The following is a 24,751-nucleotide window of genomic DNA, read 5'->3' as shown; positions in this document are numbered from 1 at the left end:
CAGCGTCAGTCCAGGCGGTAATGCGCGGCGGTGCGCGCGAAGTCTTCGACCGTGCCGCGTTGCCAGGCCGCGTCGTGGCCCAATTCTTCGGCCAGGATGCGGGCGACTTCGGGGGCGGCCAGCATGGCGGCCTGGCTGTCCAGGAACAATGCCCGATTGCGCCGCGCCAGCACGTCTTCGGCGCTGCGCGCAAGCTCGTGCCGCGCGGCGAACCGCACGTGCGCTTCGGTCAGGCCGCTGGCCTTGACCAGCACATGATCCAGGCCCGGCAGCGCGCGTAGCGCCGGCAGGTCGGTGCCGTAGTAGCTGTCGGGCGTGCCGTAGTGCACGCCATCGGGCAGCGCGCCGGCGCCGTGCAGCGGCAATTCGGCGGTGCGGCAGAACGCCTGGGGCAGCAACTGGTGCTGGATGGCGGTGTCGATCACATCCTGCGCCATCTTGCGATAGGTGGTCCATTTGCCGCCGGTTACCGTCACCAGGCCGGCGCGCGACACCACGATGGTGTGCTCGCGCGACAGGCTCTTGGTAGAGGCTTCTCCGGTGGCTTTCACCAGCGGACGCAGGCCGGCCCAGACGCTGGTGACGTCGGCGCGGGTGGGCTGCCGGCTCAGGTAGCGGGCGGCCGTCTGCAGGATAAAGGTGATTTCGTCGTCCCTGGCCGGCGGTTCCAGCGGCAGGTCGTCGCGCGGCGCATCGGTGGTGCCGACAATGGTGTGACCGTTCCAGGGCACCACGAACAGCACCCGGCCGTCGTCGGTCTTGGGAATGAGAACGGCCTTGTCGCCCGGCAGGAAGTCGCGCGGCAGTGTCAGGTGCACGCCCTGGCTGGGCGCCACCATGGTTTGCGCCTGCGGGTCGTCCATGCGGCGCACGCTGTCGACCCACACCCCGGTGGCGTTGATCACGCAGCGGGCGCGCAGCGTGTATTGCGTATCGCCCAGTACGTCCTGCACGACCACTCCGTCGATGGCGCCCTGCCGGTTGCGCGTCAGGCCGCCGGCCCGCACGTAGTTGATGGCGGTGCCGCCCAGGTCGTACAGCGTACGCATCAGGGCCATGGCCAGCCGCGCATCGTCGAACTGGCCGTCGTAATACAGCACGCCGCCGCGCAGCCTGCGCCCGCCCACGGATTGCGCCACGGTGGACGCCTGGGCCAGGGTTTCGGTGCGCGACAGCCAGCGGCTGGGCGCCAGGTTCAGCTTGCCGGCCAGCATGTCATACATTTTCAGGCCGGCGCCGTAGAACGGCTGGTCGAACAGGCCGTAGGCGGGCACCACGAAGCCCAGCGGCCACACCAGGTGGGGGGCGTTGCGGTTGAGCAGGCCGCGCTCGTGCAGGGCCTCGCGCACCAGGCTGATATTGCCCTGGGCCAGGTAACGCACGCCGCCGTGCACGAGCTTAGTGGCCTTGCTGGATGTGCCTTTGGCGAAGTCGGCCGCTTCGATCAGCAATGTGCGGTATCCGCGCGCTGCGGCGTCCACGGCGGTGCCCAGCCCGGTGGCGCCGCCGCCGATCACGATGACGTCCCAGGCGGCCGGGTCGTTCAAGGTTTCGAGCAGGGTGGGGCGGCTCGGCATGGGCTGGGAAGCAGGGGTGGGATTCATAAGGGAAAGACGGTCGGCATATGGCGTGGATAAAGGTTCAAGAGCCGGGGTGCGCGGTCATGGCGGGCGGGGCGTCGGCTTGGTCGCCGGCGGCGGCGATTTCGCAGCGCACGCCGGCTTCCTGCAATGCCTGGGCAAGGGGTTCTTGCGGCCATGCGTCGGTAAAGAAGCGGTCGATCTGCGAAATGTGCGCCAGTTCGACCATGGCCTGTCTCTGGAACTTGCTGCTGTCGGCGGCCAGCCAGACTTCGCGGGACTGTTCGATGATGCAGCGCGCCACGCGCACTTCGCGGAAGTCGTAGTCGCGCAGCGTGCCGTCGGCTTCGATGCCCGAAATGCCGATCAGGCCGATGTCGACCTTGAACTGGCGGATGAAGTCGATGGTGGCTTCGCCCACGATGCCGCGGTCGCGCGGCCGCACGACGCCGCCGGCGATAATGACTTCGCAGTCGGGGTTGTCCGACAGGATGTCCGCCACGTGCAGGTTGTTGGTGATGACTCGCAGGCCGCGGTGGTGCAGCAGGGCGCGCGCAATGGCTTCGGTGGTGGTGCCGATGTTCAGGATCAGCGAACAGCCGTCGGGCACGGCTTGCGCGACGGCATCTGCGATACGCTGCTTGGCGTCGGCGTGCAGGCCTTGCCGCTTGCGGTACGCAATGTTCTCGATGGTGGAGGCCTCGATGCGCACACCGCCGTGAAAGCGCGACAGCAGCCCGGCCTCGGCCAACAGGTTGACGTCGCGCCGCACCGTTTGCAGCGTGACGCCGAAGTGGCGGGCCAGGGCTTCGATGGTGGCGGACCCCTGGGAGCGGACCAGCTCCACCAGGGCGCTTTGGCGCGGGTTCAGTGTCATATTCGAATCATAAAGCAACAAAAGCGAAAAATAATGACGCGCTGCAAGATTGTTTTTCGTTCGCTTGTTGGGTAAAACGCAAAAAAGCAAAAAAACAACGAAAGCGAAGTGCATCAGCCCACCCCGGAGGAGAACGATGCAGTTGACGCTGGACCAGATTGCCCTGCAGGCGGGCTCGCAGACCCACCTGTATCCCATGAGCCTGGCCCCCGTGCCCGGCGCGATGACGGTGCTGCTGGGCGCCACGCAGGCGGGCAAGACGAGCCTGATGCGCATCATGGCAGGCCTGGATCGCCCGACACAGGGCAGGGTGCTGGTCGACGGCGCCGACGTCACCGGGGTTCCCGTGCGGAGGCGCAACGTGGCGATGGTGTACCAGCAGTTCATCAACTATCCGTCGATGACGGTGTACGACAACATCGCGTCGCCGCTGAAGCTCAGCGGCGCGCCCGACATCGCCCGCCGCGTGCAGGCCATGGCCGAACGGCTGCATATCGAGCATTTGCTGCAGCGCTATCCCGCCGAACTGTCGGGCGGACAGCAACAGCGGGTCGCCCTGGCGCGCGCCCTGGCCAAAGACGCGCCGTTGATCCTGCTGGACGAGCCGCTGGTGAACCTGGACTACAAGCTGCGCGAAGCCCTGCGCGATGAGCTGGCGGCGTTGTTTGCCGACGGCGCGTCCACCGTCGTGTACGCCACCACGGAGCCCGCCGAAGCCTTGCTGCTGGGCGGTTATACGGCCGTGCTCGATGCGGGGGAGCTGCTGCAGTACGGTCCGGCCGCGCAGGTGTTTCACCGGCCGGCCTCGCTGCGGGTGGCCCTGGCCTACAGCGACCCGCCCATGAATCTGTTCGCGGCGCAGCGCACCGCCGACGCCATCATGCTGCCTGGCGGCGTGGCCGCCGCGCGGCGCCTGGCCCAGGGCGTGGAGTCGGACACGCTGACGGCGGGGTTGCGCGCCGGAGCCTTCCATCTGCAGCCCGCGCCGGGACGGGTGGCCTTGCCGGGCGTGGTGAAACTGGCCGAGATATCCGGTTCCGACACCTACCTGCATGCGGAAACGGCGGCCGGCGCCGTGGTGGCCCAGCTGCCCGGGGTGCACCACCATGGGTTGGACGATGCGTTGACCCTGTACTTCGACCCCGCCAGCCTGTATGCCTTCGATGCCGATGGCCGCTTGCTGGCTGCCGGCGGCCCCGGGGAGGCAGGCTGATGGCGGCCATTGAACTCGACCTGGCGCATTCGTATGTGCGCAACCCGCGCAGCGACGACGATTACGCTTTGCTGCCATTGCATTTCACCTTCCGGGACGGCGGAGCGTACGCGCTGCTCGGGCCGTCGGGCTGCGGGAAGACAACGCTGCTGAACTGCGTGTCGGGGCTGTTGCGCCCGTCGCAGGGCCGCATATTGTTCGACGGGCGTGACGTCACCGGTCTGACCCCCCAGCAGCGCAATATCGCCCAGGTATTCCAGTTTCCGGTGGTGTACGACACCATGACGGTGGCGCAGAATCTGGCGTTTCCGTTGCGCAACCGCGGCATGCCGCCGGCGCATATCCGCGAGCGCGTGGGCCGCATCGCCGAAATGCTGGAACTGTCCGCGCTGCTGGACCGCCGCGCCAGCGGACTGGCGGCCGACGCCAAGCAGAAAATTTCGCTGGGACGCGGGCTGGTGCGCAGCGACGTGTCCGCCGTGCTGTTTGACGAGCCGCTCACCGTCATCGATCCCCACCTCAAGTGGCAGCTGCGGCGCAAGCTGAAAGAGATCCACCAAGAGCTCAAGCTGACGCTGATTTATGTGACGCACGATCAGACCGAGGCGCTGACGTTTGCCGAACATGTGGTGGTGATGTCGCGCGGCAAGGCGGTGCAGATCGGCACGCCGGGCGACTTGTTCGAGCGGCCCGCGCATACTTTCGTGGGACATTTCATCGGCTCGCCCGGCATGAACTTCCTGCCGGCGCAGTGGCGCGAGGGCGCCCTGGAAGTCGGCGGATACCGCCTTGCCGGCCTGTCGCCCGGCCAGGCCGATGTACTGGCGGGCGCCGACACGCTGCAGCTGGGTGTGCGGCCCGAATACCTGCAGCCTTGCGAACCGCATGCGCAGGGCGCGGTGCCGGTGCGCATCACGCGCGTGCAGGACCTGGGCACCTATTTGCTGCTTACCGGCGATTTCCAGGGCGCCGTGCTGCGGGCGCGCGCCGCGGCGGGCCACGCTCCCGCCGTCGGCGATACGGCGTGGCTGCCGCTGGTGAATCCGCATACCTGCTTCTACCGCAACGAGGAGCGCCTGACATGAAGCCCATCAATCAACGCGCCTGGCTGCTGGTGCTGCCGGTGGTGATCTGCGTGGCCTTCTCGGCGATCCTGCCGCTGATGACCATCGTGAACTATTCGGTGCAGGACATCATCGCGCCGGATCGCCGGGTCTTTGTCGGCACCGAATGGTATGCCATGGTGCTGCAGGACGAGGAACTGCACGGGGCCTTGCTGCGGCAGATCGGGTTTTCGCTGGCCGTGCTGGCGATCGAAGTCCCGCTTGGAATCCTGCTGGCGCTGTGCATGCCCGCATCGGGCTGGCGCGCATCGGCCGTGCTGGTGATCATTGCGCTGTCGCTGCTGATTCCGTGGAACGTGGTGGGCACCATCTGGCAGGTATTCGGCCGCACCGATATCGGGCTGATGGGCGCGGCGCTCACCTGGCTGGGCGTCGATTATCACTACACCGGCCATCCTCTGGATGCCTGGCTGACCGTGCTGGCCATGGACGTCTGGCATTGGACGCCGCTGGTCGCGCTGCTGTGCTATGCCGGCTTGCGCGCCATCCCCGAAGCCTATTACCAGGCCGCGCGCATCGATGGCGCGTCGCGCGTGGCCGTGTTCCGCTACATCCAGCTGCCGAAACTGCGCGGCGTGCTCATGATCGCGGTGCTGCTGCGCTTCATGGACAGCTTCATGATCTACACCGAGCCTTTCGTGCTGACTGGCGGCGGGCCAGGCAACGCCACGACCTTCCTGTCGCAGTACCTGACGCAGAAGGCCGTGGGACAGTTCGACCTGGGGCCTGCGGCGGCGTTCTCTATTGTGTATTTCCTGATTATCCTGCTGCTGTGCTTCATCCTGTACAACTGGATGTTGCGGGCCGGCACCGCAGCCGAGGAGACCGGACATGAGTGATCGATTCACCGTCGGGCGCGCGGCGTTCCTGGTGTTGTACCTGGTGTTCGCCATCCTGCCGCTGTATTGGATGTTGAACATGTCGTTCAAGACCAATACCGAGATCGTCAGCACGCTTACGTTCTGGCCGCGCAATTTCACCCTGGACCACTACCGCACCATCTTCACGGATCCGGCCTGGTATTCGGGGTATATCAACTCGCTGATCTATGTGGCCATCAACACCGTCGTGTCGCTGGCGGTGGCGCTGCCCGCGGCGTATGCGTTTTCGCGCTACCGCTTCATCGGCGACAAGCATGTGTTTTTCTGGCTGCTTACCAATCGCATGACGCCGCCCGCGGTGTTCTTGCTGCCGTTCTTCCAGCTGTACAGCTCGCTGGGGTTGATGGACACGCACCTGGCGGTCGCATTGGCGCACCTGGTGTTCAACGTGCCCCTGGCCGTATGGATACTCGAAGGCTTCATGTCGGGCGTCCCGCGCGAGATCGATGAAACCGCGTACGTCGACGGTTATTCGTTCCCGCGTTTCTTCCTGACGATCTTCCTGCCGCTGATCAAATCGGGCGTGGGAGTCGCCGCCTTTTTCTGCTTCATGTTCAGCTGGGTCGAGCTGCTGCTGGCCCGCACGCTGACCTCGGTCAACGCCAAGCCCATCGTGGCCACCATGACGCGCACCGTGTCGGCATCCGGCATGGACTGGGGCGTGCTGGCGGCGGCGGGCGTGCTGACGATCGTGCCCGGGGGCATCGTGATCTGGTTCGTCCGGCACTACATCGCCAAGGGTTTTGCGATGGGCCGGGTATAGCGACGCGGAGGACGGGCATGTTCGACTGGATGGTATGGACAACGCCGGTGGCAGTGTTTTTTGCCTGCATCGTGCTGATGCTGGCCGGCATGACGGTGTGGGAACTCAAATCGCCCACACGGCTGCGCAAGGGGTTCCTGCCTATTGCTACCACGCGTGGCGATCGCCTGTTCATCGGGCTGATGGCGGCGGCGTGGGTGAACCTGGCCTATGTGGGCCTGGGCGAGCACCTGATGGATTGGTTCGGGCTCGACGACCCGCCCACGGTCTGGATCAGTTTCGCGGTGTCGATGCTGGTGCTGGCGTGGATCATGCGCAAAGGATAGCTGTTGCCGTTCCGATAACGAGTTGTGAGACGACCGTCGGCCATGTCTTCCCAGGCCCGGTCCGCAGCAAAAGGGGAAGGTACATCGAGGAGCAAGGTCATGAAACTGCGCAGGCAAGCCGTGGCGGCAAGCATCGCCCTGATGGGGTGCTCGGCCGCATGGGCAGCAATGCCCGAGGCCCAGAAATGGGTGGACGCCGAATTTCAGCCGTCGACGTTATCAAAGGATCAGCAGCTGGCCGAAATGCAATGGTTCATCGAAGCGGCCGCCAAGCTCAAGGCCAAGGGCGTCAACGAGGTCAATGTGGTGTCCGAGACCATCACGACCCACGAGTACGAATCCAAGACGCTGGCGCGGGCTTTCACCGAGATCACCGGCATCAAGGTCAACCACGATCTCATCCAGGAAGGCGACGTGGTCGAGAAGCTGCAGACGTCGATGCAGTCGGGCAAGTCGATCTACGACGGCTGGATCTCCGACTCGGACCTGATCGGCACGCATTATCGCTATGGCGCGATCCTGCCGCTGTCGGACTATATCGCCGGCGCGGGCAAAGAGTGGACGAACCCGGGCCTGGACTTGAACGACTTCATCGGCACGAAGTTCACCACCGCGCCCGACGGCAAGCTGTATCAGCTGCCGGACCAGCAGTTCGCCAATGTGTACTGGTTCCGCGCCGACTGGTTCGCGCGTCCGGACCTGCGCGAGAAGTTCAAGGCCAAGTACGGATATGACCTGGGCGTGCCGACCAACTGGTCGGCCTACGAAGACATTGCCGACTTCTTTACCAACGATGTAAAGGAACTCGATGGCAAGAAGGTCTATGGCCACATGGACTACGGCAAGAAAGATCCGTCGCTGGGGTGGCGCTTTACCGACGCCTGGCTGTCGATGGCAGGCGCGGCCGACAAAGGGCTGCCCAACGGCATGCCGGTCGACGAATGGGGCATACGCGTGGCCGACGATAAATGCACGCCGGTGGGCGCGTCTGTGGCGCGCGGCGGGGCCACCAACAGTCCGGCCGCGGTGTATGCGCTGACCAAGTACGTCGACTGGATGAAGAAATACGCGCCGCCGCAGGCCATGGGCATGACCTTCTCCGAGTCCGGTCCCGTGCCGGCGCAGGGCCAGATCGCCCAGCAGATCTTCTGGTACACCGCCTTTACCGCGGACATGACCAAGAAAGGCCTGCCGGTCGTCAACGAAGACGGCACGCCCAAGTGGCGCATGGCGCCGTCGCCTTACGGGCCCTACTGGAAAGAGGGCATGCAGAACGGCTACCAGGACGTGGGGTCGTGGACCTTCTTCAAGTCCACCGATCCTGACCGGCTGGCCGCCGCGTGGCTGTATGCGCAGTTCGTCACGTCCAAGACCGTGTCGCTGAAAAAATCGATAACCGGGCTGACTTTCATTCGAGACAGCGACATCAACAGCGATTACTTTACGGAAAATGCCGACCGCTACGGCGGGCTGATAGAGTTCTATCGCAGCCCGGCGCGCGTGGCCTGGACCCCCACGGGCAACAACGTGCCCGACTATCCCAAGCTGGCGCAATTGTGGTGGAAGAATGTCGCCACGGCGGTCACGGGCGAACAGACCCCGCAGCAGGCCATGGATAACCTTGCCGACGAAATGGACCGCGTGATGGCCCGTCTTGAGCGCGCCGGCATGGCCCAGTGCGCGCCCAAGCTCAACAAGAAGAGCGACCCGTCGAAGTGGCTGTCCGATGAGCACGCACCCTGGAAGAAACTGGCCAACGAGAAACCGCAAGGCCAGACCATTCCGTACGACCAGCTGCTGCAAGCCTGGAAGGCCGGCAAAGTGCGTTGATCCGCGCGTGGAAGGCGTCTCGCGCACCCAGGGGGTCTTTTGCACGGAAGGTGTCTCGCGCACCCAGGGTGTCTCTCGCGCGGAAGGTGTCTGACACCCTACGGGAGTCAGACACCTTTTCTCTCCGCCTGCGGCGTCTGACTGCCTTCCACTGCCCCTCCGGTGTCTGATTCCCGTAGGGTGTCAGACACCTTCCCCCACATCCGCGAAGGGTGTCAGACACCACCATATCCAAGGAGGCCAGGTACCCTCGTATCGCGGCATGAATACCCGGCCGGCAGTACGCCCCACCTCTGCCACGCCGGTGTCTGACTCCCGTAGGGTGTCAGACACCTTCCCCCACATCCGGCAGTGCGATCCGGGCCGTGCCGGGCAGCACCCATAGCGCGCATTCGCGGGTGGCGTCGATACAGCCGCCGTCCGCGTACACGCCCTGCGGATCGCGCCGCCGCAGCATGCGCGCCAGTACGCTGTCCAATGCAGCCGGGTCGCCCAAGGTGCGTGCCGCGTGTTCTTCGACAATGGCTTCGTCGAGCATGAGCCGGCCCTGCGCATCCCGCTGCGCCGCGTCACGCCAATGGTAGATTTCGACGCATTTCGCGGCCAGCGTATACGGCCGGTCGCGCTTCCAGAAGTTGTTGAACAACCCGCCGCCCAGGTAAAACACCCAAGACCCTTCGTAGCCCTCGACATTGGATGAATGCGCGTCGGGGTTGCGGAACCACAGGCGATCGCCCGGCACGTAATACCTGGACGGCAACGGGTGCTGCATCGAGCCGTACTCGCGCAGGAACACCTCGTGGAACTGCCCAGACATGATGGCCCGCGTTTCCCACTGCTTCTGCAGGCGCTCGTACAGCGCCGGGTGCGCTGCCTGCAGTTCAAGCGCAATGCCCAGCAGCGTCACGTATTCTGTGGCCCGGTAGCACGAAAACGAATACAACTTGCCCGACGCTTCCGGCTGCGTGGCCTTGCGCAGCGCGTCGATCAGTGACACGCCGGGTTCGATCGTGAAACCGCGCGCGTCGTCGTAGCGCCAGTACCCCGCCGGGCGCTCGGCGTGTTCGGTGTCGAACGCCAGGGCCGTCTTGCGGGCGGCCTGGACAATATGCTGGCGTATCCGCACCGCGCTGCGCATTTCTGCCGCCCCGGGAAACGGAAACGGCTCAGGTCCCAGCAGCATCGCCAGCACGATTTCGCGCGCCAGGTCGTCGGCATTGCCATTCGTGTCCAGGCCCAGCGCCGTGCAAAGGCCGGTGGTATCGCGTTGCGGCGCCAGTTTCAGCAGGGCGGGCGCGGGCTCGAACTGCACGGCGCAGGGCCCGTCGGGCAGCGCCACGAAGTACGGGTGCAAGCCCCATGCGCGCAACATGGCAAGCGCGGCGTCGCGTTCGGCAGGCAGGGCTCGCTCGTGGGCAGTCTCGATGCGTATGCCTTGCCGCGCGGCGATGTCGGGGGGCGTGTCGGTGTGGGGCATGCGTCGGCTCCGCTTGCCGGCGCAGTGGGGGGCTGATGGCGGCGCCGTGTGGCGCCAGATTCTACCGTTGAGCGGAAACTTGCGGTATCCCCCGCGGCAACAGGCGCGCCAGCGACTCGGCATCCATGAAGCGGATGCTGTGCCGTGCCGCGAACTCCCGCGCGGGGGCCGATGGCGTACCCAGGGATACGTAAATGCCTTCCCCGGCGCCGGCGGCCGCCAGTGCGGCGTGCAGGCGTTGCAGAGGTTCGACGCCCGTGTGCGCAGCCTTCCAGCGCCGCGCGGAAAGCAGCGCCCGGGCGCCGCCGGCGCGGGTCAGCGCGAAATCGGCGGCCTTGCCGTCCAGCCGGGTGACCTCGCAGCCGTCGCGGCGCAGGGCGGCTTCGAGCACGTCGGCAAAGGCCGGCCAGGGCAGGGCGGCCAAGGTCGCGGCGGTCTGCTCGACGCGCGCCGCCGACGGTTTGCCGCGTTGCTTCCAGGCGGCGATCCCGGCGATCACAAGGAACGGAATGGCGCCGAATGCCGGAAATGCCGCGTACGCCGGCGGCACTGCCGCCACCGCAACCACCACCAGCGCGGTCGCGATCACTAGGCTGATCCACCACGGCGAGCGCAGCAAGATACCGAACAGCGAATTCCTGGCCATGAACTTCATGCAATGTTCCTATTCAGTGTTCCGGTTGACTGCGGCGCCGACCCGTCACGGGCGAGGCGCGTCCGACGAGGCGGCCGGCCCCGGGGCCGGCGCGGCGGGTTCAGCGGGTTCGGCCGGGGCGGCGGCAGGCGTCGGCGTGCCCGCGGGAGCGGCCGGTTGGGGCGCCGCACTTGCCGACCCGTCCGGGGCGCGCGCCATCCATGCGATCAGCGAGGCGCGCATGGCTTCTTCGACCGACATGTCGATGGGGTTGACCCATTCGGTGGGCACGAACACCGTGTAGCCGCCGATCATGTATCCCATGGGCAGATACACCGCCACGCGCTCGCCCGGTAAAAAACCTTCCGGCAGCCCGGCCGTGCCGCGGCGTGTAATCAGCCCGACCAGTTCCAGGGGCTGCCCGGGGATGCGCAACACCACCACGTGCTGAGTGTCGGTCTTGGCGCTGGGCGAGAAATAGTCGGCAAAGCTCTTGAGCGACGAATAGATGCTCTTGACCACCGGTATGTTGGTGAACGGCATTTCCACCAGCAGGAACACACGCTGCACGCGTTCCTTCGAGACCAGGTACCCCACCAGCAGGATGCCCAGTATGCCCAGGCCCAGGCCCATGCCGGGTATGTAGAAACTGCCGATGAACGGGCTGAGCAGCGCCATGGCCACACGTTCGGTCCAGGAAAGCAGGATATACAGAACGTAGATCGTCAGTGCGATCGGCAATAAGGTAATCAGACCGCGAAAAAAGTATCGGGACAGGCGTGTCATGGAAATGAGTTTCCGGTAAGGCTTAGGGGCGGGCATGTCGCGATCCTCAGTGGCTGTAGGTCGGCAGGAACAGAGTTTCCTTGATTTCTTCCATCACGACATAGCTGCGCGACTCGGCCGAGGCCGGCAGGCGCTTCAGGATCTCGCCCAACAGCCGCCGGTATTCGTTCATTTCGGTCAGCCGGGCCTTTACCAGATAGTCGAAATCGCCCGACACCAGGTGGCATTCCATGACTTCGGGCACGTAAAGCAGTTCCTGCTTGACGCGGTCGAACATGTCGCCCGACTTGGCCGACAGCTTGATTTCCAGGAACACCAGCAAATTGCGACCCAGGGCCGCCGGATTGACGCGAGCGTAATAGCCCGAGATGACGCCTTCGCGTTCCAGGCGCTTGACGCGCTCGGAACATGGCGTGGCCGACAGGTTGACGCGCTCGGCCAGGTCGGTAATGGACATCCGCCCGTCGCGCTGCAGGATATCGAGAATTTTCAGGTCGGTACGGTCGAGTTCGCGCATTTCACTCTTGCAGGGCGCTTAAAGGCCATGCCGCCAGTAAAAAATTGAATCGGGGCCGCCGATTTTAGTGCTTTTCACTGCCGCATCGCTCCTAGACTATTTGTTTATCAGTGTGGCCTGTCTAAAACGGAATTTCTTATGCATGTCATCGTCCTGGGCGCCGGCGTCATCGGCGTGACAACCGCTTACTACCTCGCGCGGCACGGCGCCAGGGTAACGGTGCTGGATCGCCAGCCCGAGGCCGCCAGCGAAACCAGCTACGCCAATGCCGGCCAGGTCTCGCCCGGCTATTCCACCCCCTGGGCGGCGCCGGGCATTCCGCTCAAGGCCCTGAAATGGTTGTTCCAGAAAGACGCGCCGCTGGCCATACGGCCCGACGGCACCCTGTACCAGTGGCGCTGGATGGCGGCGATGCTGGCCAATTGTTCCGCCAGCCGCTATGCCGTCAATAAAGAGCGCATGCTGCGCCTGGCCGAATACAGCCGTGATTGCCTGCGCGAACTGCGGACCGAGACCGGCATCCAGTACGAACAACGCGCTTTGGGCACGCTGCAGCTGTTCCGCACCCCCGCCCAGTTTGCCGCCGCGCAGCGTGACATCCAGGTGCTCGAGCGCTGCGGCGTGCCCTACGAGCTGCTCGACCGCGCACGCCTGCAGACAGCCGAGCCGGCCCTGGCCCGCAGCGCCCATAAGCTGGCGGGCGGTTTGCGTCTGCCCAACGACGAAACCGGCGACTGCCGTCTGTTCACGCGCCGGCTCGCGCAGATGGCGGCCGACCTGGGCGTCGAGTTCCGCCATGGCCAGCAAGTGCAGGGCCTGCAAACGGCCGGCGCTCAGGTGCAGGGCGTGCAGGTGGATGGCGAACTGCTGTCGGCCGACCGCTATGTCGCGGCGTTCGGCAGCTATACCCGGGGTTTTCTGGCGCCGCTGGGGCTGGATCTGCCGGTCTACCCGGTCAAGGGATATTCCCTTACGGTGCCCCTGGCCCAGGCCGATGCCGCGCCGGTGTCCACGGTGCTGGATGAAACCTACAAAGTGGCCATTACTCGTTTCGACAACCGTATCCGCGTCGGCGGCATGGCCGAGCTCGCAGGGTTCGACTTGAGCCTCAAGCCGGCACGCCGTCGTACGCTCGAACGCGTGGTCACCGACCTGTATCCCGGGTGCGGCGACGTGTCCCAGGCGGAATTCTGGACCGGGCTGCGCCCCATGACGCCCGACAGCACGCCCATCGTGGGCCCCACGCGCTATGCCAACCTGTTTCTCAATACGGGGCATGGCACGCTGGGCTGGACCATGGCCTGCGGATCCGGCAAGCTGGTGGCCGACCTGGTCACCGGGCACCAGCCCGCCATACGCGCCGACGACCTCGACCTGTCGCGCTACGGGGCCTCGCGCCTGCGGGCGGGCCGCGAACCGCTGGGCGCGCGTTCGGCGGCGTAGCGCGCCGCCACGCAACTTCCCCGGCCGGCGCGATCTGCGCCGGCCTTGTGCCACAATCGCGCATGGCCGCCGTCAGGCGCAGGCACTACCCGGGTAACGACGCGTGATCCACCTTCTACATACCGCCGACTGGCAGATCGGCCGGCAGTACGGCCAGTTCGATAACGATGATGCCGCCATGCTGGCCGAGGCCCGCTACGAGGCAGTTGGCCGCATTGCGGCATTGGCTGCCCAGCGGCGGGTCGATGCGGTGCTGGTGGCCGGCGACGTGTTCGATACCCAGGCCGTGTCCGACCGCAGCATCCGCAGGCTGTTCGACGCACTGGACGCGTATTCCGGTCCGTGGGTGCTGATTGCCGGGAACCACGACGCGGCGCTCGCCGACAGTGTCTGGACGCGGGCGCGTCAGCTGGGCTGCGTCAGGCCCAACGTACATATCCCCCTGCGGCCCGCCCTGGTCGATTTCCCGGACCTGAACCTGGCCGTGCTGGCCGCGCCGCTCACGCAACGCCACACCTACGATGACACCACCGCCGTATTCGATACGCTGGCCGCCGAGGCGGGGCGCATACGGGTGGGGCTTGCGCACGGCAGCGTCGCCGGCCGGCTGCCGGATGCCGTGGATTCCGCCAACCCGGTCGCCGCCGACCGGGCCAGCCGCGCTGGCCTGGACTACCTGGCCCTGGGCGATTGGCACGGATGTCTGCAGATCGATGCGCGAACCTGGTATTCGGGCACGCCGGAGCCCGACCGGTTCCGGGCCAATGCCTCCGGCTGCGTGCTGGACGTGCGCATACCCGGGCCCGGCGCAGTGCCCGTGGTCGAGCAGTTGCCGGTGGCCCGGTATCGCTGGCAGCAATGGGCCGAATCGCTGGTGTTGCCGTCGGACGCCGAAGCGCTCGCGCACCGGCTGCAGGCCGTGGGCCCGGACGATGTGCTGCGCGTGGAACTGTCCGGCCAGCTGCCTCTGGACGCCTGGGATGCACTGCAGGACGCCATTGCGCGCGCCACGGCCCGTGCGCGGGCCTTGCTGCTGGACGCCGAGCAGGTATCCCTGACGCCCCACATGCAGGATCTGGCCGCGCTGGGTGCGAGCGGCTACGTGGCCGAAGTCGCGGCGCAATTGCAGGCGTTGCAGGATGACCCCACGCAGGCTGCGCCGGCCCGGCAGGCGCTGCGCCTGCTGGTGCAGTTCCAGCGCGAGCGGGAGCAGACGCCATGAAACTGCGCCGCATAGCCATTGAAGAGTTCCGCAGATTTCGCAGCGGCGCGGCGCTGGACGATCTGGCCGACGGGCTGAACGTCATTGCCGGCCCCAACGAGGCGGGCAAGAGCACGTTCGTGGCGGCGATCCGGGCGGCGTTTCTGGAACGCTACAAGACCACCAAGGTGGCCGACCTGGCTCCGTGGGGCATGCAGGGCGCCCGGCCGTCCATCGAGATCGATTTCGAGCACGCCGGCCGTCGCTACCTGCTGCGCAAATCGTTTCTCAGCCGCGCGCGCTGCGAGCTGCTGGTCGACGGCGGCGCCGAGCGCCACGAAGGCGAGGCCGCCGAAACCGCGCTGGCCAGCCTGCTGGGGTTCGAATTTCCGGCCAAGGGGAGCAGTCGCCCCGAACATGGCGGCATACCGGGCTTGCTGTGGATCGCGCAAGGCGAAGGGCAGAACCTGGCCGAGCCGGCCGCGCATGCGCAGGCGCATTTGCGCGACGCCCTGACGCGACTGACAGGCGAGCTTGCCGGCGCCGACGGCGATTACCTGTACGAGCGCGTCGAAGCCGAACGCGCCGCGTTGCGCGACGCGCGCAGCGGCCGGCCCAAGGGGGCTTATCGCGACGCAGAAGACGCCTTCCTGCAGGCGATGCAGAAAGCCGAGGCGCTCGCTGCCGCCAAGGGCGCGCTGGACGCCGATGTCGACCGGCTTGCCGAACTGCGGCGCGACTACGACAAGGCACAGCAAGAACAGCCATGGCTCGAGCTCGAGCAGCGGGCCGCGCAGGCGCGCGCACGGCTTGCCGAGATCAGCCGCGAGCGCGAGGCGCTGGCCGGTTTGCAGCGCGAGCTCGCGCAAGCCGACGACACGCTGTCGCTGCTGCACGACCAGGTCCAGCGCGACCAGCGCGACGGCGAGGTGCTGCGCGAGCTGCAGGCCAAGGCCGAGGCGGCAGCCGCCGAAATCGAGCCGGCCGGCGCGGCGCTCGAGCGCGCCCAGCAATTGCAGCAGCAGGCCGGCGAGCGCCTGGCGCAGTGCCAGGCGCAAGTTGCCGCGGCGCACCAGGCGGCGCAACGGCAGGATTGCGACGCGCAACTGAGCCGGCTCGATGACGACCTGCGCAGGCTGGATGACGCCATTGCGCAGGCCGCGCAGATCCAGGAGCAGCGACAGCAGTTGCAGCGCACCGTGGCAAGCCTGGCTATCGATATGCAGGCCTTGCGCGCGTTGCGCGAACTGGAACAGCGCATTGTCCAGTTGCAGACGCAGCAGCGCGCCGGCGCGACGCGACTGCAGTACGACCTGCAAGGCGGCCAGCAAATCGATCTGGACGGCGCCGCCCTGGCCGGAGTCGGCGACACGCTGCTGGTCGAGGCCGTTGCGCTGCGCATCCCCGGCGTCGGTACATTGCGCATCGAGCCGGGCGGGCGCGACCTGCCTGCGGTGCAGGCCGCGTTGCAGACGGCGTTGGGCGAGCGCGGCGCCTTGCTCGCACGCCTGCAGGCCGACGACCTTGCTGCTGCCGAATCGCGCGCCGCGGCCTACGAGCAGGCACGCCGCGATCTCGATCTGGCGGACAAATACCTGCGCATCCAGGCGCCGGACGGCACAGACGCTCTGCATGCCGCCCGTGCGCAAGCCCAGGAGCGGCGCGCGCAGCTGCAGGGCTTGCGCGAGCGCCTGCCCGAACCCCGCCAGCCCGTCGCGGATCTGGCGCAGGCGCAGCAGGCCCAGCGTGACGCAACCGGCGAGGCCGACCAGGCCGCGCAAGGCGTGGTGCATGCGCGCACCTATCTGGATACCCTGCGAGCGCGCGCACAGGTGCTGCACGACCAATGGATGGCGCAGCAGCGCGAGTTCCACAGCGCCACGCGGGCCGAGCAGCGTGACCAGCGCAGCGCCAGGCTGGTCGAAGTGCGAGCGGGGCGGGACACGCTGGCGCGTCGCGTGCACGAGGCGCAGGCCGCCCTGCAGGCGCACCAGCCCGAACTGATCCAGCAAGATGTGCAACGCTACGAACAGTCGGCAGTGCTGGCGCGCGCCGAACAAGAGCGTCGCCATGCCGAACTGCTGCAGCTGCAGGGCAAGCTTGAGCAGGCGCAGGCCCAGGGGCTGGGCGAACAGCTGCTGCAGGCGCAGGCCGATGCCCAGCGCTTGGCCAGGCGTCGCGACGAGTTTGCCGCGCGCGCACAGGCCCTGGACCTGCTCTGGCGCTTGCTCGCAGAAGGGCGGGCGGCGGCCACGCAGCGGCTTCTGGATCCGCTGGCGCGGCGGCTGCAGCACTATGTGGGTCTGCTGTTTCCCGGTGCGCAATCGCGCCTGGATGAGACGCTGACGCCCGCGGCGCTGGCCCGCGGGGGCGGCGAAGATGCGCTCGATGCGTTAAGTTTCGGCACGCGCGAACAGCTGGGGGTGCTGGCGCGCCTGGCATATGCCGACCTGCTGCAGCAGGCCGGGCGTCCTACCTTGCTGGTGCTGGACGACACCCTGGTGCACGCGGACGAAAAGCGCCGCGAATTGATGAAACGCGCGCTCTACGACGCGGCATCGCGCCACCAGGTGCTGCTTTTTACCTGCCACCCCCAAGCCTGGCAGGACATGGGCGTGGGCATCCGGTCTGTTCCCGCGTAGGACGGTTCAAGCATCGGTACGGCGGTGTCTGACACCTTCGGAGCAAGCGTCGGTACGGCGGTGTCTGACACCTTCGAGGACGGTTCAAACATCGGTATGGCGGTGTCTGACACCTTCGGAGTCAGACACCGGTTTCGGCAACGGTACTGCGGCGTCCGACGCGCGGCAACGTACTGCGGTGTCTGACTCCGAAGGTGTCAGACACCCACCCGCGCGCCTGCGCGGCGCGTCAGTTCAGCTTGATGTTCTGCTCGTTGGCGATGCGCTTGCGCAGCTCAAGCTCGCGCTTGATCAGCGCCGCATACTGCTCGGGCGTGCCGCCGTCGACCAGTGCGCCGCGGTCTTGCAGGCGCTGGCGGATGGCCGGGTCCTGCAACGCCTTGGCGGCCGCGTCGTGCACGCGAGCCACGATGGCGGGCGACACGCCGGCCGGGGCCACCAGGCCATACCAGGCCATGTTGTCCATGGCGGGCAGGCCCGCTTCCGCAAAGGTCGGCACGTCGGGCAGCCCGGCGACGCGAGCCGTGGACGCCACCGCCAGGGCGCGCAGCTTGCCCGCCTGGATGTGCGCAATAGAAGAGGGCAGGTTGTCGAATTGCGCGCTTACCTGCCCGGCCAGGGTGTCGTTCAGGGCCGGACCCGATCCCCGGTAGGGCACGTGGATCATGTCGGTGCCGGTCAACGATTTGAACAGCTCGCCATCCAGGTGCGAAATACTGCCTGTGCCGGCCGAGGCGTAACTGTACTTGCCGGGGTTCTCCTTGAGCAGCGCAATGAACTCCTGCAGGTTGCCGGCCGGCGTCTTGGGGTTGACGCTCAATACGTTGGGCACATTGACCAGGTTGATGATGGGCACGAAGTCCTTCAGCGGATCGTAGGGCGTCTGCGCATTGGTGGCCGGGTTGGTCGCCATGGTGCTGACGGTGGCCACGCCTATCGTGTAACCGTCGGGCGCGGCGTTGGTCAGGGCTTCGGCGCCGATGGATCCGCCGCCTCCGCCGCGGTTTTCTACTACCACCGGCTGGCCCAGCTCACGGCCCAGGCCATCGGCCACGATGCGCGCCACAAGGTCGGTGGTGCCCCCGGCCGCAAACGGCACCAGCAGGCGCACGGGGCGCTCGGGGTAAGCTTGCGCATGGGCAGCGCCGCCTCCCAGGAAGCACGCGGCTGCTGCGGTGATAATTGCTGTTTTGATGGCGGTTTTCTTCTTCAACTTACGTCTCCGTCTGGGCTTGCTGGCCAACTGGCCGGTAAAAAGGGGTTTTATTGCACCGTGCGAACCTTACTAGAATCTGATATTTTTCGGGGGGGATTCCCGGCCGGCTTCGTTGACGCGCAGGCGTCGCGGCCGCGGCGCCGCAATGGCGTGCCATGCCAGGGTCTCCGAATAATGCCAGCCCGGCCATTGGCGCCGCTCTTGCCCGCGAGCGACGCCGATGGTCTTCCCGGAACGACATGTCGCTGATTCTTATCCTCGCTCTGCCGTTTATCGGCAGCCTATGCGCCGCGCTGCTGCCTTCCAATGCCCGCAATGCCGAAGCGTGGCTGGCCGGCCTGATCGCGCTTGCCTGTACCTTGCTGGTGGCCTTCCAGTATCCGCACGTCGCCGATGGCGGCATCGTCCGCGCCGATCTGGAATGGGCGCCCGCGCTGGGCCTGCAGTTCACGCTGCGCATGGACGGGTTTGCATGGCTGTTCGCGCTGATCGTGTCGGCCATGGGGGCGCTGGTCGTGCTGTATGCGCGGTATTACATGTCGCCCGAAGATCCGGTGCCGCGCTTTTTCTCGTTTTTCCAGGCGTTCATGGCGGCCATGCTCGGGGTGGTGCTGTCGGGCAATCTGATACAACTCGTGCTGTTCTGGGAAATGACCAGCCTGGCCTCGTTCATGCTGATCGCTTACTGGCATCACCGGCTCGACGCCAAGCGGGGCGCCCGCATGGCATTGACGGTCACGGGGGCGGGCGGCCTGTGCTTGCTGGCAGGGGTGCTCATCCTGGGCCATATCGTGGGCAGCTACGACCTCGACCAGGTGCTGGCTTCTGGCGAGCTGGTTCGCAACGACCCCTGGTATCCGGCCGTAATCATCCTGGTCGCTCTCGGGGCGCTGACCAAGAGCGCCCAGTTCCCGTTCCAGTTCTGGCTGCCCAACGCCATGGCGGCGCCCACCCCGGTGTCGGCGTATCTGCATTCAGCCACCATGGTGAAGGCCGGGGTCTTTTTGCTGGCCCGCTTCTGGCCGGTGCTGGCCGGCACCGACGAATGGTTCTGGATCATCGGAGGAGCAGGGCTGTGTTCGCTGGTGCTGGGCGCCTACGCGGCGATTTTCCAGCAGGACATGAAAGGCGTGCTGGCGTATTCCACCATCAGCCATCTTGGACTGATCACCTTGCTGCTGGGCATGAACAGCCCGCTGGGGCTGGTGGCCGCCATATTCCACATGGTCAATCACGCCACGTTCAAGGCGTCGCTGTTCATGGCGGCCGGCATCGTCGACCACGAAACCGGCACGCGCGACCTTTCCCGGCTCAGCGGCCTGCGGCGCGCCATGCCCATTACCGCCACGCTGGCCATGGTGGCGGCTGCTGCCATGGCCGGCGTTCCGCTGCTCAACGGCTTCATCTCCAAAGAGATGTTCTTTGCCGAGACCACGTTCGTCAGCGGCGATTCGGTTGTGCAGTATGGGTTGCCGGCCATGGCCGTGCTGGCCAGCGCGTTCAGCGTGGCGTACTCGCTGCGGTTCATCCTGCAGGTATTCTTCGGCCCGCCGGCGCACGACCTGCCGCGCGCGCCCCATGAGCCGCCGCGGTGGATGCTGGTGCCCAGCGGCCTGCTGGTGCTGTGCTGCCTGGTGGTGGGCATTATTCCGGGGCTGACGGTGGGCCCGTTCCTGCACACGGCCGCGGGCAGCGTGCTCGGCCCGGACATGCCGGCCTACAGCCTGTCGGTATGGCACGGCCTGAACCTGCCTTTGATGATGAGCTTCGTCGCCATGGTTGCCGGCGTGGCGCTGTACCTGGCGTTGCGCGCGCGCCAGCGCAAGTATCCGGGCCGTGTGCCATTCATCTACCGCTTCGACGGCCGGCGTTCGTTCGAATTCCTGCTTGACTATTCCAGCGTGGCCGCCAGCTGGCTGCTGGCCCGGTTGGCGTCGCCCCGCCTGCAGGTGCAGATGCTGTTGATCGTACTGGGCGCCTTGCTGGTGGCATGGCTGCCGTTGCACACAGGCGACTGGAACGACGCGCCCGCCGGCCTTACGCCGTTGGACCCCGCCTTTGCCGTGCTCTGGATCGTGGGCGGCATTTGCGCAATAGGGACAGCGTTCCAGGCCAAGTATCACCGCCTTGCCGCCCTGATTCTTGCCGGGGGCGCAGGCCTGGCCACCTGCATGACCTTCGTCTGGTTCTCGGCGCCCGACCTGGCGCTCACGCAGCTGGCCGTCGAAGTGGTGACCGTTGTGCTGCTGTTGTCGGGCCTGCGCTGGCTGCCGCGCCGTATCGAAGGCGGGCTGGACGGCGAACGCCACGAAACGCGCGCCCAATTGCGCCGCACACGCGATCTCGTGATTGCTGCCGTAGCGGGCACGTCGGTGGCGGCGCTTGCCTATGCCGTCCTGACCCGCGGTCCGCAACAGACAATCTCCGAGTTCTTTGTCGACAAGGCGCTGTCCGAAGGGGGCGGCACCAATGTGGTAAACGTGATCCTGGTCGACTTCCGCGGCTTTGATACGCTGGGCGAGATCACCGTGGTGGGCATTGTTGCCCTGACGGTCTATGCGCTGCTGCGCCGCTTCCGGCCGGCTCCCGAAAGCGCCGGCCTGCCGCACCAGCAGCAAGACCCGGCCAGCGCTCCCACGGCCGCGCCCGATATTCACGCGGTGCTGCCTGCGGGCGCGCTCGCGCTGCCCGCTGTGCTGGTGCGCCTGTTGCTGCCCATTGCGGCAATGGCGTCGGCGTACCTGCTGCTGCGCGGCCATAACCAGCCGGGCGGCGGGTTCGTGGGGGGCCTGGTAATGGCAACCGCCGTTCTGTTGCAATACATGGTGGGCGGCGTGTATTGGGTGGAATCGCGCAGCCGCCTCAATCCGCAACACTGGATCGCGCTGGGGCTGTTGTGCGCCGGCCTGACGGCGCTGGCCGCCGGACTGGCGTCTCGTCCATTCCTGTCGGCGCTGGCCTGGGACCTGGCCGTGCCGCTGCTTGGCCATATTCATGTTTCAACTGTGCTGTTGTTCGATATTGGGGTTTATATGCTGGTTGTGGGCGGCACGTTATTGATCTTGGTCGCGCTGGCGCACCAATCGCTGCGCGCGCAACGCAAGGCAGCCGCCGAGGCCCAGGCGGCAATCGAATCGGGGAGCGCTGCCTGATGGAACTCATTTACGCGGCGGCGATAGGCGTGATGGCAGGGTCGGGCGTGTGGCTGATCCTGCGCCCGCGCACATTTCAGGTCATCATGGGCCTGACGCTGGTTTCCTATGCCGTGAACCTGTTCATTTTCGGAATGGGCCGGCTGATGGTGGGGCGGCCTCCCGTGCTGGAAACCACCGGGGCTGTCGATCCCTCCACACTGGCCGATCCGCTGCCCCAGGCGCTGGTGCTCACCGCCATTGTCATCGGCTTTGCCACGACGGCGCTGTTCCTGGTCGTGCTGCTTGCATCCCGCGGCCTCACCGGCACCGACCATGTTGATGGCAGGGAGTCGGAATCTTGATCGACCTGCTGCAACACGCTCCCATCTATCCCATTGCGGTGCCGCTGGTGGCCGGCGCAGCCATGCTGCTGCTGGCCGACACGAGCCGCAATGCGCGCGCCGCGATCGCCGTGGTTTCGAGTCTGGCCCAGCTGGCCGCCGCGGTGGTGCTGCTGGCCCTCGCGGCCGGGGCCTGGGGTTATTGGCCCAATGAAATCGGCGTGTACCTGCCGGGTGACTGGCCCGCGCCGTTCGGCATCGTGCTGGTGGTCGACCGCCTGGCTGCGATCATGCTCGCGCTCAATGCCGTACTGGGGTTGATGGCGCTCATTTACTCGCTGGCGCGCTGGGACCGCCTGGGCGTGCATTTCCATCCGTTGTTCCAGTTCTTGCTGATGGGACTGAACGGAGCCTTCCTCACCGGCGATCTGTTCAACCTCTTCGTATTCTTCGAAGTGCTGCTGGCGGCGTCCTATGGCTTGCTGCTGCACGGCTCCGGCGTGGCGCGGGTCAGCGCGGGGCTGCATTACATTGTCGTGAACCTGGTGGCATCGTTCCTGCTGCTGATCAGCATCGCCCTGATCTACGGCGTGACCGGCACCCTGAACATGGCCGACCTGGCGGTGCGCGCGGGCACGCTGGACGGCAGCGAGCGCCTGCTGTTCGAAGCAGGCGCCGCGGTGCTGGGCCTGGCGTTCCTGGTGAAGGCGGGCGCATGGCCGCTCAACCTGTGGCTCGTGCGCGGCTACGGTTCGGCCAGCGCGCCGGTGGCGGCGGTGTTTTCCATCATGACCAAAGTCGGCATCTATGCGTTGCTGCGCATCGGTTCGCTGCTGCTGCCCACCGGCGCGCCGGCGGCCTTCAGCCTCGAATGGATGTTCGCCGCGGGCCTGGCCACCCTGGTGTTCGGGGCGATAGGCCTGCTGGCCACGCAGCAGCTCGAACAGATGGTGAGCTACTGCGTCATCATATCGGCCGGCACGCTGCTGACCGCGCTGGGCATGCCGGGCGTCACCCTGACGGGGCCCGCGCTGTTCTACCTGCTGAGCTCGGTGCTGACCACCGGGGCCTTTTTCCTGTTGGTCGAGCTCGTCGAGCGCACCCGCACCTTCGGCGCCAACGTCCTCGCCGTCACCATGGACATGTTCGACCTGGACGATCCCGAGACGCCCAACCGGTCCGACGACGTGGTGGGCGTGGCGATCCCGGCCGCCATGGCCTTCCTGGGCCTGGCGTTCGTGTCCTGCGCCTTGCTCGTGACGGGGCTGCCGCCGCTGTCCGGCTTCGTGGCCAAGTTCTCGTTGCTGTCGGCTGCGGTAACCGCGGCCAACGAGTCGGCCCAACCCGCCGATGCCTGGATTCTCGTGGCGGCGGTGCTGGCGTCCGGCCTGGCCGGCATCGTGGCATTCGGCCGCGCCGGCATGCGCGTGTTCTGGAGCGCCGACGAGCGCACCACGCCGCGGCTGCGCGTGATCGAGGCAGGCCCCGTGGCGGTGCTGATCCTGCTGTGCGTGGCGCTGGCCGCGGGGGCCGGGCCCGTCTCGGCCTACCTGGATGAGGCGGCGCGTTCGCTCGACCAGCCGGCGCAGTACATCGATGCCGTGCTGTCGGCCGACACGGTGCGCAGCCTGGAGGGCAAGTGATGCGGCGCCTGTACTGGTTTCTGTTGCCGCTGGTGCTGCTGGCGCTCTGGCTGGTGCTCAATCAGTCTCTGTCGGCTGGGCAGATCGCGTTGGGCGCGGCGCTGGCGCTATGGCTGGGATACGCGTCCACGCGGCTGCGGCCGCTGCGCAGCCGCCCGCACCGCCTGTGGCTGTTTCCGGGCCTGCTGTGGCGGGTGGCGGTCGATATTGCCAAGTCCAACATTGCCGTGGGCCGGCTCATCATCGACCACCGTCGTGAATTCAACCCGGGCTATGTCCATATACCGCTCGACCTGCGCGATCCGCACGCGCAGGCGCTGCTCGGGTGCATCGTCACCTACACGCCCGGCACCGTGTGGGTGGATGTGTCCGACAACACGCTGACGCTGCACGTGCTCGACCTCGAAAACGAGCAGGCCTGGATCGACCTGATCAAGCAGCGCTACGAGCGGACCCTGAAGGAGATCTTCGAATGAACACCGTGCTGTACTGGGCAGCTTCCTTCGCGCTGCTGTGCTTCGTACTGGGCATGGCTTGCGCCACGGTCCGCATGGTGCGCGGCCCTACGGCGCAAGACCGCGTGCTGGGCCTGGACGCCTTTTACGTCAATGGCATGCTGGGCATCCTGACCTTCGGCATCCGGTCGGGCACAGCCGTGTACTTTGACGTGGCTCTGCTGATTGCCCTGTTCGGCTTCGTGGGCGCCACGGCGATGGCCAAGTTCCTGCTGCGCGGCGAGGTCATCGAGCCATGAGCGCCGATATCCCCCTGTGGGCGGGCATTCCTGCCGCGATCCTCTTGGTGGCCGGCGGCTTGCTGGCGCTGGTCGGTTCGCTGGGCCTGCTGCGCTTTGACAATTTTTTCTGCCGGATCCACGCGCCCACGCTGGGCAACACCATGGGCGCGGGGTGCGTACTGGCGGCCTCGATGCTGGTGTTCTCCGCTACTGAACACCGGCCCGTGGTGCACGAAATCCTGATCACACTGTTGCTGTTCGTGTCCTCGCCGGTCACGGCCATGCTGCTGATGCGCGCCGCCATTTATCGCGGCCGCCGCAAACGGGGCGAAGCCTACCCCGCCGATGCGCCGCCCCGCGAACGTTACGGGCGGACGGATCTGTAAC

General features: G+C 66.5%; 22 protein-coding genes. 15 read left to right on the top strand and 7 right to left on the bottom strand.

From position 1 onward, the window contains the following. Positions 1-5: 5 nt before the first annotated feature. Together CAL18_RS07610 and CAL18_RS07605 are read right to left on the bottom strand one after the other, a co-directional pair. Entirely contained in the window at positions 6-1,604 is a 1,599-nt protein-coding gene (locus CAL18_RS07610) for a glycerol-3-phosphate dehydrogenase/oxidase (RefSeq protein ID WP_094817635.1), read from the bottom strand. 37 nt (positions 1,605-1,641) lie between these two features. After that, complete coding sequence (locus CAL18_RS07605) at positions 1,642-2,457, bottom strand: DeoR/GlpR family DNA-binding transcription regulator (RefSeq protein WP_170940301.1); 816 nt, start codon at positions 2,455-2,457, stop codon at positions 1,642-1,644. A 136-nt stretch (positions 2,458-2,593) separates the two neighbouring features. Between CAL18_RS07605 and CAL18_RS07600 the strand changes: the two genes are divergently transcribed. From CAL18_RS07600 to CAL18_RS07575, 6 genes are all read left to right on the top strand, one after another. Next, positions 2,594-3,670: an ABC transporter ATP-binding protein gene (locus CAL18_RS07600; protein WP_094817633.1), complete on the top strand. Its 1,077-nt coding sequence runs from the start codon at positions 2,594-2,596 to the stop codon at positions 3,668-3,670. After that, positions 3,670-4,755 (top strand): ABC transporter ATP-binding protein, encoded by a 1,086-nt coding sequence (locus CAL18_RS07595; protein ID WP_094817632.1) that lies wholly within the window; start codon positions 3,670-3,672, stop codon positions 4,753-4,755. The genes CAL18_RS07600 and CAL18_RS07595 overlap by 1 nt, the downstream gene beginning before the upstream one ends. Further along, entirely contained in the window at positions 4,752-5,633 is an 882-nt protein-coding gene (locus CAL18_RS07590; RefSeq protein ID WP_026637934.1) for a carbohydrate ABC transporter permease, read from the top strand. The genes CAL18_RS07595 and CAL18_RS07590 overlap by 4 nt, the downstream gene beginning before the upstream one ends. Further along, the gene (locus tag CAL18_RS07585) at positions 5,626-6,438 is read left to right on the top strand and encodes a carbohydrate ABC transporter permease (RefSeq protein WP_094796609.1); all 813 of its coding nucleotides are present in this window, start codon (positions 5,626-5,628) and stop codon (positions 6,436-6,438) included. Before CAL18_RS07590 ends, CAL18_RS07585 begins: the two co-directional genes overlap by 8 nt. Before the next feature lie 17 nt (positions 6,439-6,455). Continuing rightward, positions 6,456-6,764, top strand: a complete 309-nt coding sequence (locus CAL18_RS07580; protein ID WP_026637932.1) for a DUF2160 domain-containing protein — start codon at positions 6,456-6,458, stop codon at positions 6,762-6,764. 99 nt (positions 6,765-6,863) lie between these two features. Next, complete coding sequence (locus tag CAL18_RS07575) at positions 6,864-8,594, top strand: ABC transporter substrate-binding protein (RefSeq protein WP_026637931.1); 1,731 nt, start codon at positions 6,864-6,866, stop codon at positions 8,592-8,594. 325 nt (positions 8,595-8,919) lie between these two features. On the opposite strand, the gene CAL18_RS07570 is transcribed toward CAL18_RS07575, so the two are convergent. The 4 genes from CAL18_RS07570 to CAL18_RS07555 all read right to left on the bottom strand — a co-directional run bounded on the left by CAL18_RS07570 (position 8,920) and on the right by CAL18_RS07555 (position 12,008). Continuing rightward, positions 8,920-10,071, bottom strand: a complete 1,152-nt coding sequence (locus CAL18_RS07570; protein ID WP_231494509.1) for a hypothetical protein — start codon at positions 10,069-10,071, stop codon at positions 8,920-8,922. A gap of 61 nt (positions 10,072-10,132) precedes the next feature. Continuing rightward, the gene (locus CAL18_RS07565; RefSeq protein WP_026637930.1) at positions 10,133-10,726 is read right to left on the bottom strand and encodes a restriction endonuclease; all 594 of its coding nucleotides are present in this window, start codon (positions 10,724-10,726) and stop codon (positions 10,133-10,135) included. 45 nt (positions 10,727-10,771) lie between these two features. Continuing rightward, entirely contained in the window at positions 10,772-11,527 is a 756-nt protein-coding gene (locus CAL18_RS07560) for a DUF502 domain-containing protein (protein WP_432759137.1), read from the bottom strand. A gap of 10 nt (positions 11,528-11,537) precedes the next feature. Then, complete coding sequence (locus tag CAL18_RS07555) at positions 11,538-12,008, bottom strand: winged helix-turn-helix transcriptional regulator (protein WP_026637928.1); 471 nt, start codon at positions 12,006-12,008, stop codon at positions 11,538-11,540. Between the two features lie 138 nt (positions 12,009-12,146). On the opposite strand from CAL18_RS07555, the gene CAL18_RS07550 reads away from it, so the two are divergent. From CAL18_RS07550 to CAL18_RS07540, 3 genes are all read left to right on the top strand, one after another. After that, complete coding sequence (locus CAL18_RS07550; RefSeq protein ID WP_094817630.1) at positions 12,147-13,451, top strand: D-amino acid dehydrogenase; 1,305 nt, start codon at positions 12,147-12,149, stop codon at positions 13,449-13,451. A 103-nt stretch (positions 13,452-13,554) separates the two neighbouring features. Further along, entirely contained in the window at positions 13,555-14,673 is a 1,119-nt protein-coding gene (locus CAL18_RS07545) for a metallophosphoesterase family protein (RefSeq protein ID WP_026637926.1), read from the top strand. Next, on the top strand, positions 14,670-17,294 hold the full coding sequence (locus CAL18_RS07540) for an AAA family ATPase (protein WP_094817629.1): 2,625 nt from the start codon (positions 14,670-14,672) through the stop codon (positions 17,292-17,294). Before CAL18_RS07545 ends, CAL18_RS07540 begins: the two co-directional genes overlap by 4 nt. A 229-nt stretch (positions 17,295-17,523) precedes the next feature. Here the strand turns inward: CAL18_RS07540 and CAL18_RS07535 are convergent, their stop codons facing one another. After that, a complete protein-coding gene (locus tag CAL18_RS07535) occupies positions 17,524-18,477 on the bottom strand; it encodes a Bug family tripartite tricarboxylate transporter substrate binding protein (protein WP_432759139.1) in 954 nt (317 codons plus the stop codon). A gap of 272 nt (positions 18,478-18,749) precedes the next feature. Here CAL18_RS07535 and CAL18_RS07530 point away from each other — a divergent pair, with 272 nt between their 5' ends. Genes CAL18_RS07530 through mnhG form a run of 6 tightly spaced genes read left to right on the top strand, consistent with a single transcriptional unit; the run spans position 18,750 to position 24,750 of the window. Further along, positions 18,750-21,662: a monovalent cation/H+ antiporter subunit A gene (locus CAL18_RS07530; RefSeq protein WP_094817628.1), complete on the top strand. Its 2,913-nt coding sequence runs from the start codon at positions 18,750-18,752 to the stop codon at positions 21,660-21,662. Next, positions 21,662-22,006 (top strand): Na+/H+ antiporter subunit C, encoded by a 345-nt coding sequence (locus CAL18_RS07525; protein ID WP_026637922.1) that lies wholly within the window; start codon positions 21,662-21,664, stop codon positions 22,004-22,006. Before CAL18_RS07530 ends, CAL18_RS07525 begins: the two co-directional genes overlap by 1 nt. Then, entirely contained in the window at positions 22,003-23,628 is a 1,626-nt protein-coding gene (locus tag CAL18_RS07520) for a monovalent cation/H+ antiporter subunit D (RefSeq protein WP_026637921.1), read from the top strand. Before CAL18_RS07525 ends, CAL18_RS07520 begins: the two co-directional genes overlap by 4 nt. Beyond that, positions 23,628-24,104, top strand: coding sequence for a Na+/H+ antiporter subunit E (locus CAL18_RS07515; RefSeq protein ID WP_038851853.1), 477 nt, complete (start codon positions 23,628-23,630; stop codon positions 24,102-24,104). The genes CAL18_RS07520 and CAL18_RS07515 overlap by 1 nt, the downstream gene beginning before the upstream one ends. Next, complete coding sequence (locus CAL18_RS07510; protein WP_026637919.1) at positions 24,101-24,382, top strand: K+/H+ antiporter subunit F; 282 nt, start codon at positions 24,101-24,103, stop codon at positions 24,380-24,382. The genes CAL18_RS07515 and CAL18_RS07510 overlap by 4 nt, the downstream gene beginning before the upstream one ends. Further along, positions 24,379-24,750, top strand: a complete 372-nt coding sequence (gene mnhG / locus CAL18_RS07505) for a monovalent cation/H(+) antiporter subunit G (RefSeq protein ID WP_026637918.1) — start codon at positions 24,379-24,381, stop codon at positions 24,748-24,750. The genes CAL18_RS07510 and mnhG overlap by 4 nt, the downstream gene beginning before the upstream one ends. Position 24,751: the final 1 nt, after the last annotated feature.

It is taken from the genome of Bordetella genomosp. 7 (assembly GCF_002261415.1).
Classification (GTDB): Bacteria; Pseudomonadota; Gammaproteobacteria; order Burkholderiales; family Burkholderiaceae_B; genus Bordetella_A.
Note: the sequence above shows the minus strand (reverse complement) of the source record. Positions and strands in the feature narration are given on the sequence as shown.

Coding starts and splice junctions, on each gene's coding strand:
- CAL18_RS07540 (WP_094817629.1), top strand. CDS start 14,670: ATGAAACTGCGCCGCATAGCCATTGAAGAGTTCCGCAGATTTCGCAGC.
- CAL18_RS07555 (WP_026637928.1), bottom strand. CDS start 12,008: ATGCGCGAACTCGACCGTACCGACCTGAAAATTCTCGATATCCTGCAG.
- CAL18_RS07565 (WP_026637930.1), bottom strand. CDS start 10,726: ATGAAGTTCATGGCCAGGAATTCGCTGTTCGGTATCTTGCTGCGCTCG.
- CAL18_RS07610 (WP_094817635.1), bottom strand. CDS start 1,604: ATGAATCCCACCCCTGCTTCCCAGCCCATGCCGAGCCGCCCCACCCTG.
- CAL18_RS07580 (WP_026637932.1), top strand. CDS start 6,456: ATGTTCGACTGGATGGTATGGACAACGCCGGTGGCAGTGTTTTTTGCC.
- CAL18_RS07585 (WP_094796609.1), top strand. CDS start 5,626: ATGAGTGATCGATTCACCGTCGGGCGCGCGGCGTTCCTGGTGTTGTAC.
- CAL18_RS07590 (WP_026637934.1), top strand. CDS start 4,752: ATGAAGCCCATCAATCAACGCGCCTGGCTGCTGGTGCTGCCGGTGGTG.
- CAL18_RS07550 (WP_094817630.1), top strand. CDS start 12,147: ATGCATGTCATCGTCCTGGGCGCCGGCGTCATCGGCGTGACAACCGCT.
- CAL18_RS07570 (WP_231494509.1), bottom strand. CDS start 10,071: ATGCCCCACACCGACACGCCCCCCGACATCGCCGCGCGGCAAGGCATA.
- CAL18_RS07510 (WP_026637919.1), top strand. CDS start 24,101: ATGAACACCGTGCTGTACTGGGCAGCTTCCTTCGCGCTGCTGTGCTTC.
- CAL18_RS07595 (WP_094817632.1), top strand. CDS start 3,670: ATGGCGGCCATTGAACTCGACCTGGCGCATTCGTATGTGCGCAACCCG.
- CAL18_RS07600 (WP_094817633.1), top strand. CDS start 2,594: ATGCAGTTGACGCTGGACCAGATTGCCCTGCAGGCGGGCTCGCAGACC.
- CAL18_RS07605 (WP_170940301.1), bottom strand. CDS start 2,457: ATGACACTGAACCCGCGCCAAAGCGCCCTGGTGGAGCTGGTCCGCTCC.
- mnhG (WP_026637918.1), top strand. CDS start 24,379: ATGAGCGCCGATATCCCCCTGTGGGCGGGCATTCCTGCCGCGATCCTC.
- CAL18_RS07560 (WP_432759137.1), bottom strand. CDS start 11,527: ATGCCCGCCCCTAAGCCTTACCGGAAACTCATTTCCATGACACGCCTG.
- CAL18_RS07515 (WP_038851853.1), top strand. CDS start 23,628: ATGCGGCGCCTGTACTGGTTTCTGTTGCCGCTGGTGCTGCTGGCGCTC.
- CAL18_RS07525 (WP_026637922.1), top strand. CDS start 21,662: ATGGAACTCATTTACGCGGCGGCGATAGGCGTGATGGCAGGGTCGGGC.
- CAL18_RS07530 (WP_094817628.1), top strand. CDS start 18,750: ATGTCGCTGATTCTTATCCTCGCTCTGCCGTTTATCGGCAGCCTATGC.
- CAL18_RS07575 (WP_026637931.1), top strand. CDS start 6,864: ATGAAACTGCGCAGGCAAGCCGTGGCGGCAAGCATCGCCCTGATGGGG.